General features: G+C 70.0%; 8 protein-coding genes and 1 pseudogene. 8 read left to right on the top strand and 1 reads right to left on the bottom strand.

Features of this window, described 5'->3' with window-relative positions; all coding sequences use genetic code 11:
• Positions 1–340: 340 nt before the first annotated feature.
• The 8 genes and pseudogenes from gltB (at position 341) to ABT114_RS14950 (ending at position 11,825) form a co-directional block, all read left to right on the top strand.
• Positions 341–4,936, top strand: coding sequence for a glutamate synthase large subunit (gene gltB / locus ABT114_RS14985; RefSeq protein ID WP_351142451.1), 4,596 nt, complete (start codon positions 341–343; stop codon positions 4,934–4,936).
• Positions 4,929–6,392 (top strand): glutamate synthase subunit beta, encoded by a 1,464-nt coding sequence (locus ABT114_RS14980; protein ID WP_351142449.1) that lies wholly within the window; start codon positions 4,929–4,931, stop codon positions 6,390–6,392. The genes gltB and ABT114_RS14980 overlap by 8 nt, the downstream gene beginning before the upstream one ends.
• Positions 6,393–6,743: 351 nt before the next feature.
• Positions 6,744–7,463, top strand: a complete 720-nt coding sequence (locus ABT114_RS14975; RefSeq protein ID WP_351142447.1) for a vWA domain-containing protein — start codon at positions 6,744–6,746, stop codon at positions 7,461–7,463.
• A complete protein-coding gene (locus tag ABT114_RS14970; protein WP_351142445.1) occupies positions 7,460–8,011 on the top strand; it encodes a HutD/Ves family protein in 552 nt (183 codons plus the stop codon). The genes ABT114_RS14975 and ABT114_RS14970 overlap by 4 nt, the downstream gene beginning before the upstream one ends.
• Positions 8,012–8,131: 120 nt before the next feature.
• On the top strand, positions 8,132–9,790 hold the full coding sequence (gene qcrB / locus ABT114_RS14965) for a cytochrome bc1 complex cytochrome b subunit (RefSeq protein ID WP_351142443.1): 1,659 nt from the start codon (positions 8,132–8,134) through the stop codon (positions 9,788–9,790).
• A 54-nt stretch (positions 9,791–9,844) separates the two neighbouring features.
• Positions 9,845–9,955 (top strand): annotated as a pseudogene (locus ABT114_RS14960) (SDR family oxidoreductase); the annotation flags it as partial.
• Positions 9,956–10,032: 77 nt separating this feature from the next.
• On the top strand, positions 10,033–10,644 hold the full coding sequence (locus tag ABT114_RS14955; RefSeq protein ID WP_351142441.1) for a TetR/AcrR family transcriptional regulator: 612 nt from the start codon (positions 10,033–10,035) through the stop codon (positions 10,642–10,644).
• Positions 10,645–10,667: 23 nt separating this feature from the next.
• A complete protein-coding gene (locus ABT114_RS14950; protein ID WP_351142439.1) occupies positions 10,668–11,825 on the top strand; it encodes an acetyl-CoA C-acetyltransferase in 1,158 nt (385 codons plus the stop codon).
• Between the two features lie 41 nt (positions 11,826–11,866).
• Here ABT114_RS14950 and ABT114_RS14945 read toward each other — a convergent pair whose 3' ends face one another.
• Entirely contained in the window at positions 11,867–12,760 is an 894-nt protein-coding gene (locus tag ABT114_RS14945) for a hypothetical protein (RefSeq protein ID WP_351142437.1), read from the bottom strand.
• Positions 12,761–12,778: the final 18 nt, after the last annotated feature.

Raw genomic sequence — 12,778 nt, 5'->3', positions numbered from 1 at the left:
TAACCGTTACTCACTGGTTTCGAATGGTTAACCACTGGGCATGAGCCGTAAGCGCTGCGGGCAATGAAGCCTGCGGTGCTCCGGTGGGGTGGGCGGCGACGCTCTCTCCGCCCGCCTTGGGTCAGCGGACACCGATCTGTCCGCTTCGGTCCCCACCTACTTTTCGCCATCGTGCGCGGTACCCCCGCCGCGGCCATGGCGTCCGCATGTTGGAACGGAGTATCCGGTTCACGAGAACCGCTCCATCATGTAACCTGCACGAAATTTTGCACCGACACGCAGAGGGCCAACGTCGTCCCTCGGCACCTGCATATGCCACTTGACGACGACGGGAGAGCCGATGCGTACGCCGCGCCAGCCGTCCCAGCACTCCACGAATGGCCAGAACTGGTCCTTCATGGATGCTCGCCCTGCTGCACAGGGTATGTACGACCCTCGCAACGAGCGCGACGCCTGTGGCGTCGGCTTCGTGGCCACCCTCACCGGCGAGGCGAGCCACGCGCTGGTCGAGCAGGCGCTCACGGTTCTGCGTAACCTCGAGCACCGCGGCGCCACCGGCTCCGAGCCCGACTCCGGCGACGGAGCGGGCATTCTGTCCCAGGTTCCGGACGCCTTCCTCCGCGAGGTGGCCGACTTCGAGCTCCCCGCAGCGGGCTCGTACGCCGTCGGTATCGCCTTCCTGCCGGAGGACGGCACCGAGGACGCCGTCTCACGTATCGAGACGATCGCCGGCGAAGAGGGCCTTACCGTCCTCGGCTGGCGTGAGGTTCCGGTCGCCCCCGAACTGCTCGGCGCCACCGCCCGTTCGACCATGCCGGCCTTCCGGCAGATCTTCGTCACCGACGGCGCCAGCGAGGGCATCGCCCTGGACCGCTCGGCGTTCGTGCTGCGCAAGCGCGCCGAGCGCGAGGCGGGCGTCTACTTCCCGTCGCTGTCCGCGCGGACGATCGTCTACAAGGGCATGCTGACCACCGGCCAGCTGGAGCCGTTCTTCCCGGACCTGTCCGACCGCCGCTTCGCCTCCGCGATCGCGCTCGTGCACTCCCGGTTCTCCACCAACACCTTCCCGAGCTGGCCGCTCGCGCACCCCTACCGCTTCGTCGCGCACAACGGCGAGATCAACACGGTCAAGGGCAACCGCAACTGGATGGTCGCCCGCGAGTCCCAGCTGGCCTCCGGCCTCTTCGGTGACAACGAGAAGCTGGAGCGGATCTTCCCGGTGTGCACGCCGGACGCCTCCGACTCCGCGTCCTTCGACGAGGTGCTCGAGCTGCTCCACCTCGGCGGCCGCTCGCTCCCGCACTCCGTGCTGATGATGATCCCGGAGGCGTGGGAGAACCACGACTCCATGGACCCGGACCGGCGCGCCTTCTACCAGTTCCACTCCACGATGATGGAGCCCTGGGACGGCCCGGCCTGTGTCACCTTCACCGACGGCACCCAGGTCGGCGCCGTACTCGACCGCAACGGACTGCGCCCCGGCCGCTACTGGGTGACCGACGAGGGCCTCGTCGTCCTCGGCTCCGAGGTCGGCGTGCTCGACATCGACCCCGCCAAGGTGGTCCGCAAGGGCCGCCTGCAGCCCGGCAAGATGTTCCTCGTCGACACCGCCGAGCACCGCATCATCGAGGACGACGAGATCAAGGCCCAGCTCGCCGCCGAGAAGCCGTACGCGGAGTGGCTGGAGGCCGGCGAGATCGAGCTGGGCGACCTGCCCGAGCGCGAGCACATCGTCCACACCCACGCCTCGGTCACCCGCCGCCAGCAGACCTTCGGTTACACCGAGGAGGAGCTGCGCGTCATCCTCGCGCCGATGGCCAAGGCCGGTGCCGAGCCGATCGGTTCGATGGGCACGGACTCGCCGATCGCCGCGCTGTCCGAGCGTCCGCGACTGCTCTTCGACTACTTCACCCAGCTGTTCGCGCAGGTCACCAACCCGCCGCTGGACGCGATCCGCGAGGAGCTCGTCACCTCGCTGCGCTCCTCCCTCGGCCCGCAGGGCAACCTGCTCGAGCCGAGCGCCGCGTCGTGCCGGACCGTGACCCTGCCGTTCCCGGTCATCGACAACGACGAGCTGGCCAAGCTCATCCACGTCAACGCCGACGGCGACATGCCGGGCTTCAAGGCCGCGACCCTGTCCGGCTTGTACCGGGTGCACGGCGGCGGTGACGCCCTCGCCGCGCGCATCGCCGAGATCTGCGCCGAGGCCGACGCGGCCATCGACAACGGCGCCCGGCTGATCGTCCTCTCCGACCGCCACTCCGACGCCGAGCACGCGCCGATCCCGTCGCTGCTGCTCACCGCGGCCGTCCACCACCACCTCATCCGCACCAAGCAGCGCACCCAGGTGGGTCTGCTGGTCGAGGCCGGTGACGTCCGCGAGGTCCACCACGTCGCCCTGCTCATCGGCTTCGGCGCCGCGGCGGTGAACCCGTACCTGGCGATGGAGTCCGTCGAGGACCTGGTCCGCGCGGGGACGTTCCTGTCGGACATCGAGCCCGAGCAGGCCATCCGCAACCTGATCTACGCCCTCGGCAAGGGCGTCCTGAAGGTCATGTCCAAGATGGGCATCTCGACCGTCGCCTCCTACCGCGGCGCCCAGGTCTTCGAGGCCGTCGGTCTCGACACCGCGTTCGTCGAGAAGTACTTCAACGGCACCGCCACCAAGATCGGCGGCGTCGGCATCGACGTCATCGCCAAGGAGGTCGCCGCCCGCCACGCCAAGGCGTACCCGGCGAGCGGCATCGCGCCCGCCCACCGCGCCCTGGACATAGGCGGCGAGTACCAGTGGCGCCGCGAGGGCGAACCGCACCTGTTCGACCCGGAGACGGTCTTCCGCCTCCAGCACTCGACGCGCACCGCCCGCTACGACATCTTCAAGAAGTACACCGGCCGGGTGAACGAGCAGTCCGAGCGGCTCATGACGCTCCGTGGCCTGTTCGGCTTCAAGAGCGACCGTCAGCCGATCTCCATCGACGAGGTCGAGCCGGTCAGCGAGATCGTCAAGCGTTTCTCCACGGGCGCCATGTCGTACGGCTCCATCTCCAAGGAGGCGCACGAGACGCTCGCCATCGCCATGAACCAGCTGGGCGGCAAGTCCAACACCGGTGAGGGCGGCGAGGACGCCGACCGTCTGTACGACCCGGCGCGCCGTTCGTCGATCAAGCAGGTCGCCTCCGGCCGCTTCGGCGTCACGTCCGAGTACCTGGTCAACGCCGACGACATCCAGATCAAGATGGCGCAGGGCGCCAAGCCCGGCGAGGGCGGCCAGCTGCCCGGCCACAAGGTCTACCCCTGGGTCGCCAAGACCCGGCACAGCACCCCGGGCGTCGGCCTCATCTCCCCGCCGCCGCACCACGACATCTACTCCATCGAGGACCTGGCTCAGCTGATCCACGACCTGAAGAACGCGAACCCGCAGGCGCGGATTCACGTGAAGCTGGTCTCGGAGGTCGGCGTCGGCACGGTCGCCGCGGGTGTGTCCAAGGCGCACGCGGACGTCGTCCTCATCTCCGGCCACGACGGCGGCACGGGCGCGTCCCCGCTGACGTCGCTGAAGCACGCCGGCGGTCCCTGGGAGCTCGGCCTCGCCGAGACCCAGCAGACGCTGCTGCTGAACGGCCTGCGCGACCGCATCGTCGTGCAGACCGACGGCCAGCTGAAGACCGGCCGTGACGTCGTCATCGCCGCGCTGCTCGGCGCCGAGGAGTTCGGTTTCGCGACCGCTCCGCTCGTCGTCTCCGGCTGCGTCATGATGCGCGTCTGCCACCTGGACACCTGCCCGGTCGGCATCGCCACGCAGAACCCGGAGCTGCGCGACCGGTTCGCCGGCAAGGCCGAGTACGTCGTGAACTTCTTCCGGTTCATCGCCGAGGAGGTCCGCGAGATCCTGGCCGAGCTGGGCTTCCGCTCCATCGAGGAGGCCGTCGGCCACGCCGAGACGCTCGACGTCACGCGTGCCGTCGACCACTGGAAGGCCCAGGGCCTGGACCTGGCCCCGCTCTTCTACGTGCCCGAGCTGCCCGAGGGCGCGGCGCTGCACCAGGTCGTCGAGCAGGACCACGGCCTGGAGAAGGCGCTCGACAACGAGCTGATCAAGCTCGCCGCCGACGCGCTGGCCGCGAACTCCGCGACCGACGCCCAGCCGGTGCGCGCCCAGGTCGCGATCCGCAACATCAACCGCACGGTCGGCACCATGCTCGGCCACGAGGTGACGAAGAAGTTCGGTGGCGCGGGCCTGCCCGACGACACCATCGACATCACCTTCACGGGCTCGGCGGGCCAGTCCTTCGGCGCCTTCCTGCCGCGCGGTGTCACGCTGCGCCTGGAGGGCGACGCCAACGACTACGTCGGCAAGGGCCTCTCCGGTGGCCGGGTGATCGTCCGTCCCGACCGGGGCGCCGACCACCTCGCCGAGTACTCGACGATCGCGGGCAACACCATCGCCTACGGCGCGACTGGCGGCGAGCTGTTCCTGCGCGGTCGTACGGGAGAGCGGTTCTGCGTCCGTAACTCCGGTGCGACGGTCGTGTCCGAGGGCGTGGGCGACCACGGCTGCGAGTACATGACCGGCGGCCGCGCGGTGGTCCTCGGTGAGACGGGCCGCAACTTCGCGGCCGGTATGTCCGGCGGCATCGCGTACGTGATCGACCTGAACCGCGACAACGTCAACGTGGGCAACGTGAGCGCCGTCGAGAAGCTCGACGACAGCGACAAGCAGTGGCTGCACGACGTGGTGCGCCGCCACGCCGAGGAGACCGGTTCGACGGTCGCCGAGAAGCTGCTCGCCGAGTGGCCCGCGTCCGTGGAGCGCTTCAGCAAGATCATCCCCAGTGCCTACAAGGCAGTGCTCGCCGCCAAGGACGCCGCCGAGCGAGCCGGTCTCTCCGAGACCGAGATCACCGAGAAGATGATGGAGGCGGCGATCAATGGCTGACCCGAAGGGCTTCCTCAACCACGGCCGTGAGGTCGCCAAGTCCCGTCCCGTCGACGTGCGCCTGAAGGACTGGAACGAGGTCTACGTCCCCGGCTCCCTGCTGCCGATCATCAGCAAGCAGGCCAGCCGCTGCATGGACTGCGGCATCCCGTTCTGTCACAACGGCTGTCCGCTGGGGAACCTGATCCCCGAGTGGAACGACTTCGCCTACCGCGAGGACTGGCAGGCCGCCTCCGAGCGTCTGCACGCCACGAACAACTTCCCGGAGTTCACGGGCCGCCTGTGCCCCGCTCCCTGCGAGTCGGCGTGTGTGCTCGGCATCAACCAGCCGGCGGTCACCATCAAGAACGTCGAGGTCTCGATCATCGACAAGGCGTGGGACAGCGGTGACGTCGCCCCGCAGGCGCCCGAGCGCCTGTCCGGCAAGACGGTCGCGGTCATCGGCTCGGGCCCGGCGGGCCTGGCCGCCGCCCAGCAGCTGACCCGGGCGGGCCACACCGTCGCCGTCTACGAGCGCGCCGACCGCATCGGCGGCCTCCTCCGCTACGGCATCCCCGAGTTCAAGATGGAGAAGCGGCACATCAACCGCCGTATCGAGCAGATGCGCGCGGAGGGCACCCGCTTCCGTACGGGCGTCGAGATCGGCCGCGACCTCAAGGCGACGGACCTGCGCAAGCGGTACGACGCGGTCGTCATCGCCGCCGGTGCCACGACCGCCCGTGACCTCCCGGTCCCCGGCCGTGAGCTCAAGGGCGTCTACCAGGCGATGGAGTACCTGCCCCTGGCCAACAAGGTCCAGGAGGGCGACTTCGTGGCCCCGCCGGTCTCCGCCGAGGGCAAGCACGTCGTGGTCATCGGCGGTGGCGACACCGGCGCCGACTGCGTGGGCACCGCCCACCGCCAGGGCGCGGCCTCCGTCACGCAGCTGGAGATCATGCCCCGCCCGAACGACGACCGGAACCCGGTCGCCCAGCCGTGGCCGACCTTCCCGATGCTGTACAAGGTCACCTCCGCGCACGAGGAGGGCGGCGAGCGGGTCTACTCCGTCTCGACCACCCACTTCGAGGGTGACGAGGACGGCAACGTCCAGTGGCTGCACCTCACCGAGGTCGAGTTCGTCGACGGCAAGCTGACCCAGAAGCCGGGCACGGAGCGCAAGATCCCCGCCCAGCTGGTGACGCTGGCGATGGGCTTCACGGGCACGGACCGCGAGAACGGCCTCGTCGACCAGTTCGGCCTGGACCTCGACGAGCGCGGCAACATCGCCCGCGACGCCGCGTTCCAGACGAACGTGCCGGGCGTGTTCGTCGCCGGTGACGCCGGCCGCGGCCAGTCCCTCATCGTGTGGGCGATCGCGGAGGGCCGCTCGGCGGCCAAGGGCGTCGACCGCTTCCTCACGGGCGCGAGCGACCTGCCGGCCCCGATCCGCCCGACGGACCGTTCGCTGATGGTCTGACGGTCCCTCCCCCTGAATACGTCCCGTACAAAGGCGTACGGAACACCAGACGGCGCCTGCCCCCACTCCCCGACCGGACGAACGGGCAGGCGCCGCCGCATGTCCGCTACCTGCCGGGGCTCACCCAGGTGACGATGACGGCGGCGGCCACCGCGAGGACCCCTTGCAAGGGGCGAGTCGGTGGGCGATGCCGAGGCCGCCGGACGCCCGCGTCACCTCCCCGGCCGCCGACGATCCGCCGCGGACACCGCTCGGCGAGTCCGGCACGGCGAACCCCCGTGGCCGGAGCGAGCGGTGGGGCCGACGTGCCGTAATCTCGCACGCAGTGTGGTGATCGAAGGGGGAGTCCGTATGGCCGCGATCAGCCTCAGCAAGGTGGAGGAGACCGCTCCCGCGCTGGTCAGCCTGTACAAACGGGCTGGGGTGTCGCTGGACAAGCACGGGCTGGGCGGGGAGCGGGCCGCGGTCTATCTCGTCGTCGACTACTCGGGCTCGATGAAGCCGTATTACAAGGACGGCAGCGTGCAGGCGCTCGCCGACCGGGTGCTGGGGCTGTCCGCGCACCTCGACGACGACGGTCGCGTCCCGGTGGTGTTCTTCTCGACCGACATCGACGCCGTCACGGACATCGCGCTCGCCGATCACCAGGGGCGGATCGAGCGGATCGTGGCGGGACTCGGTCACATGGGCAAGACCAGTTACCACCTGGCGATGGACGCCGTCATCGACCACTACCTCGACAGCGGGTCCGCCGCCCCCGCTCTCGTGGTCTTCCAGACCGACGGCGGCCCGATCAACAAACTCGCCGCGGAACGGTACCTGTGCAAGGCGGCGAAGCTGCCCCTGTTCTGGCAGTTCGTCGCCTTCGGCGATCCAGGAAGCCGGCAGTTCGAGTACCTGCGCAAGCTCGATGAGCTGGCCGTGCCGCACAAGCGGGTGGTCGACAACGCCGGTTTCTTCCACGCGGGTTCGGATCCCCGGAAGGTGACCGACGCGGAGCTGTACGACCGTCTCGTGGGCGAGTTCCCGAAGTGGCTGGTGGCCGCGCGGGCGCAGGGGATTGTTCGGTGACCGTCCTGCTGCCCGCCGCCGGACGCGCGGCCGTCGCCTGGAAGAACGGCGGCGGGGTGACCCGTGAGATCGCCGCCTTCCCGCCGGGCGCGGGCATGGATGCCTTCGCCTGGCGCGTCAGCCTCGCCGAGGTCGCCGCGGACGGGCCGTTCTCCGCGTTCCCCGAGGTGGAGCGGACCCTCACGCTCGTCGAGGGCGCGGGCATGGATCTGACCGTGGGCGGGCGGCGGCGGCTCGTCGACACGCGGTACGTGCCCCAGGACTTCCCCGGCGACGTGCCCACCGACTGCCGGCTGCTCGGCGGGCACGTCGTCAACTTCAACGTGATGTGGCGCAGGGGCGCAGCGGCCCCGACCGTCGCCGTCGTACGCGGCCGGCTCAGCCTGCGGGCGGCGCACGCCCTGGTCGTCGCCCTGGGCGAGGGAGACGGCGAAGGCGTGGACGTGGCCGGGGTGCGGCTCGGCCGCCACGACGCCGTCCTGCTGACCGGGGAGGACGCGCTGCTGCACGCACACGGACCGACGGCGGTCGTCGGACTCACGCCGTAGCGGCGGCCTGCGACGCCCCGGGGACGGAAGGATCGCGCGAGTCGCTCACACAACTGCTCGCCCCGTTGGCTTGAGCGGGCCGCCATGACACCCTGGGGTTGATCCGAGGGGGAGGCGCGAATGAACGGCGCACAGTCGGTGAACGAAGCGGCGGGGAGGGCGAGTTCGGCCCGCCGGGGTGAACCCGCCAAGGGCGAGAAGCTCGCCGACTGGGCCGACGGGCGGCTCGGGATCTACGCGCTGGCCAAGGCCAACATGCGCAAGGTGTTCCCGGACCACTGGTCCTTCATGCTGGGCGAGATCTGCCTCTACAGCTTCCTCATCCTGATCCTCACCGGCGTCTACCTCACCCTGTTCTTCGAGCCGAGCGGCGCCGAGGTCGTCTACCACGGCTCCTACGGCCCGCTGAACGGCATCATCATGACCAAGGCGTACGAGTCGACGCTGCACATCAGCTTCGACGTGCGCGGCGGGCTGCTGATCCGGCAGATCCACCACTGGTCGGCGCTGGTCTTCGTCACCGGCATGCTCGTGCACATGATGCGGGTGTTCTTCACCGGCGCGTTCCGCAAGCCGCGCGAGGTCAACTGGCTGTTCGGCTGGACCCTGCTGTTCCTCGGCATCCTCACCGGCCTGACCGGCTACTCGCTCCCCGACGACCTGCTCTCCGGCACCGGCATCCGCTTCGCCGACGGCGCGATCCTGTCCATCCCGATCGTGGGAACGTACCTGTCCTTCTTCCTCTTCGGCGGGGAGTTCCCGGGCCACGACATCATCTCGAGGTTCTTCCCGATCCACGTGCTGCTGCTGCCCGGGATCATGCTCGGACTGGTCGTGGCCCATCTGATCCTGGTCTTCTACCACAAGCACACCCAGTACCCGGGCCCCGGCCGCGACCAGAAGTCGGTCGTCGGCATGCCCTTCCTGCCGGTCTACATGGCCAAGGCGGGCGGCTTCTTCTTCCTCACCTTCGGCGTGCTGACCATCATGGGCGCCATCGCCAGCATCAACCCCGTGTGGGCCTTCGGGCCGTACCGGCCGGACCTGGTCACCACCGGCGCCCAGCCCGACTGGTACCTCGGCTTCTCCGAGGGACTGATCCGGGTGATGCCGGGATGGGAGATCAACATCTGGGGTCACACCCTGGTGCCGGGCGTCCTCATCCCCTTCTCGCTCTTCCCGCTGATCCTGCTCGCCCTCGGCGTCTACCCCTTCGTCGAGGCGTGGATCACCGGTGACAAACGCGAGCACCACATCCTGGACCGGCCGCGCAACGCCCCCGTGCGCACCGCCCTCGGCGTCGCCTGGCTCAGCCTGTACTTCGTGCTGCTGATCGGCGGCGGCAACGACATCGTGGCCACGCATCTGCACCTGTCCATCAACGCGATCACCTGGTTCGTGCGGATCGGCGTCTTCGTCGTGCCCGTCGTCTCCTTCATGGCGACCAAGCGGATCTGCCTCGGTCTCCAGCGCCGCGACCGGGACAAGGTGCTGCACGGCAGGGAGACCGGCACCATCAAACGGCTGCCGCACGGCGAGTACGTCGAGGTCCACGAACCCCTCTCGCAGGCTCAGCTGTTCACCCTCACCCAGCACGAGCAGAACCCGCCGTACGAGATCGGACCGCGCGTCGACGCCAATGGGGTGCGGCGGCCGGTCAAGGTCTCCCAGCGGGTGCGGGAGCGGCTGGCCCGGGCGATGTTCGGGCCCGAGACACACATCCCGAAGCCGACCCACGAGGAGTACCGGGAGCTCACCAGCGGCGATCACCACCACTGAGGAGCAGGCGCCGGCCGCCTCCCCTAACAAGTGTTTGGTAGATAACGTGGGCCCATGACAGACGTCGAGGGTCCGGTGTACGAGCCCGGGCACGGGCTGCTCCGCGGGCGCAGCGCCGTCATAATCGCGGCGGCGGGCGCCGGGACGCTGAACGGCACCTTCCGGTGTACGCGGGCCGCCCTGCGCTCGATGAAGGGGGCCGGCGGCGGGGCACTCCTAGGAGCACCGACCACAATGGACCCGTGCCGACCAAGAAGAAGCCCCAGGTGACCGCGGCAGCGGCCCGCCGCGGCGAACTCCTGAACACCGCCGCCGAGGTCTTCGCCGAGCAGGGCTACAACGCCACCACCGTGCGGAAGATCGCGGACCACGCGGGCATGCTCGCGGGCAGCCTCTACTACCACTTCGACTCCAAGGAGTCGATGCTCGAGGAGATCCTGCGCACCTTCCTCGACGAGCTCTGGGACGGCTACGACGCCGTCCTGGGTGCCGAACTGGGCCCGCGCGAGACCCTCGAGGCCCTGGTCACCGAGTCGTTCCGGGAGATCGACCGGCACCGTGCCGCCGTCGCGATCTACCAGAAGGAGTCCAAGCAGCTTGTGGCGCAGGAACGGTTCGCGTTCCTCGCCGAGTCGCAGCGCAAGTTCGAGAAGGCGTGGCTGTCCACGCTGGAGCGCGGGGTCGCCGCCCGGGTCTTCCGGGCCGACCTCGACGTCCGGCTCACCTACCGGTTCGTCCGCGACACGGTGTGGGTCGCCGCGTCCTGGTACCGGCCGGGCGGACAGCACAGCCCGGAGGAGATCGCCCGGCAGTACCTGTCGATGGTGCTGGACGGGATCGCCGTACGTGAATAACCGCCCTGTGTGAGGGAGTTGCCATGGCCGAGGCCTACATCGTCGAAGCGGTCCGTACGCCCGTGGGGCGGCGCGGGGGAGGGCTCAGCGGGGTGCACCCGGCCGATCTGGGCGCGCACGTGCTGAAGGAACTGGTCGCCCGCACCGGCGTCGACCCGGCCGCCGTCGAGGATGTCGTCTTCGGCTGCCTGGACGCGGTGGGGCCGCAGGCCGGGGACATCGCGCGGACCTCCTGGCTGGCGGCCGGGCTGCCGGAGGAGGTGCCGGGCGTCACCGTGGACCGGCAGTGCGGCTCCTCGCAGCAGGCCGTGCACTTCGCGGCGCAGGCCGTGCTCTCCGGCACCCAGGACCTGGTGGTCGCGGGCGGCGTGCAGAACATGTCCCAGATCCCCATCGCCTACGCCACCCGGCAGGCCGCCGAACCCCTCGGCTTCACCCAGGGCCCCTTCGCCGGCAGCGAGGGCTGGCGGGCGCGGTACGGGGACCGCCCCGTCAACCAGTTCGCCGGCGCCGAGATGATCGCCGCGAAGTGGGGGATCAGCCGCCAGGACCAGGAGGAGTTCGCGCTGCGCTCCCACCGGAGGGCACTGCGAGCCATCGACGAGGGCCGCTTCGAACGGGAGATCGTCGCCTACGGCCGGGTCGCCGTCGACGAGGGCCCGCGCCGGGACACCTCCCTGGAGAAGATGGCCGCGCTGAAGCCGGTGATCGACGGCGGCACCGTCACCGCCGCCTGCTCCTCCCAGGTCTCCGACGGTGCCGCGGCCCTGCTGCTGGCCTCTGAGCGTGCGGTGCGCGAGCACGGGCTGCGGCCCCGGGCACGCGTGCACCACCTCTCCGTGCGCGGCGAGGACCCCATCCGCATGCTCACCGCGCCCATCCCGGCCACCGCCCACGCCCTGAAGAAGACCGGCCTGTCCATCCACGACATCGACCTGGTCGAGATCAACGAGGCCTTCGCGCCGGTCGTCCTCGCCTGGCTCAAGGAGACCGGCGCCGACCCGGCGAAGGTCAACGTCAACGGCGGCGCGATAGCCCTGGGGCACCCGCTGGGCGCCAGCGGCGCCAAGCTGATGACCACCCTGCTGCACGAACTGGAACGCACCGACGGCCGCTTCGGCCTCCAGACGATGTGTGAGGGCGGCGGCCAGGCCAATGTGACGGTCATCGAACGGCTCTGACGAGAGCGGCGAAGGCGCGGCCGTCCACGTCGGCGGAAGACTCACGTGTCACACTCCAGCACCGTCCGGCACAACGCACACCGCGCCCGCACCCGCCCCCGCACCGGCACCCTGATCCGCTGATGGCAGGTCGGGCACGGGAACGAGACCCGAAGCGGACCCCGGCCGTCCGGGGTGAAGGCGTAGGGCGTGCCGGGCGCGGTGGCCGGGGCGTGGTCCTGGGCGTGGCGGCGGTCACGGGCGTAGCGACGGCGGCCCGCCCAGCCGGCCGCCGTCAGCGGCGGCTGCTGCTCGTCGCGGCGGGCCCGGGCCATGCCCTGCCCGTAGGCCTCGTACGCCTGCGGACTGGTGAACCACGTCGAGGGGTCCTCGCCGAAGACCAGCGCGCGCTTCGCCAGGACGTACCCGAACTCCTCCGGCGTGAGATAGCCGAGCTTCTGCGAGGACGCCGCGTCCTCCCGGAACGCGTCCAGGAGCAGCCAGCCGGCCCCGAGGTACGTCGTCGCCGTGTCCGTGAGGATCTCGTTGTCGCGCGTACCGGGGAAGGACAGGTCCAGGCGGTGCAGATAGACATGCATGATCTCGTGCGCCAGGGCCGCCCCGATGTCCCTGCGATGGGTGCGGAACCGGTCGTTCAGCTCCACGAAGTACTCCGGTCCCGCGGCGAGTTCGATGTTCGCCGCGTGCTCCATCTCCCGGAAGCCGACGATCATCCGCGCGTCCGGCAGCCGGTAGTGCCGCACCAGCTCACGGGCCACGCGCTGGGTGCCCAGATGGAGGTCGTCGGTGTCGCAGAACGCCACGTCGACGGGGGCCACGCTGGTCGCGAACGTCTGGATCGTGTCGTACGACAGCCGCTTGTACAACGCGGTGATGGCCGCCCGCACCGTCTCCAGATGTGGGTAGCCGTGCTCGACCGGTCCGCCGTTCGCCACGCCCGCACCCCCAAGACG

The sequence above is a fragment of the Streptomyces sp. NPDC002088 genome, assembly GCF_040296605.1.
GTDB lineage: Bacteria > Actinomycetota > Actinomycetes > Streptomycetales > Streptomycetaceae > Streptomyces.
The sequence above is the reverse complement of the archived record's forward strand: the minus strand, read 5'-3'. Positions and strand labels throughout refer to the sequence as shown.

Excerpts from the sequence above, each read along its gene's own strand:
- gltB (WP_351142451.1), top strand. The coding sequence starts at position 341 with ATGCGTACGCCGCGCCAGCCGTCCCAGCACTCCACGAATGGCCAGAAC.
- ABT114_RS14980 (WP_351142449.1), top strand. The coding sequence starts at position 4,929 with ATGGCTGACCCGAAGGGCTTCCTCAACCACGGCCGTGAGGTCGCCAAG.
- ABT114_RS14975 (WP_351142447.1), top strand. The coding sequence starts at position 6,744 with ATGGCCGCGATCAGCCTCAGCAAGGTGGAGGAGACCGCTCCCGCGCTG.
- qcrB (WP_351142443.1), top strand. The coding sequence starts at position 8,132 with ATGAACGGCGCACAGTCGGTGAACGAAGCGGCGGGGAGGGCGAGTTCG.
- ABT114_RS14950 (WP_351142439.1), top strand. The coding sequence starts at position 10,668 with ATGGCCGAGGCCTACATCGTCGAAGCGGTCCGTACGCCCGTGGGGCGG.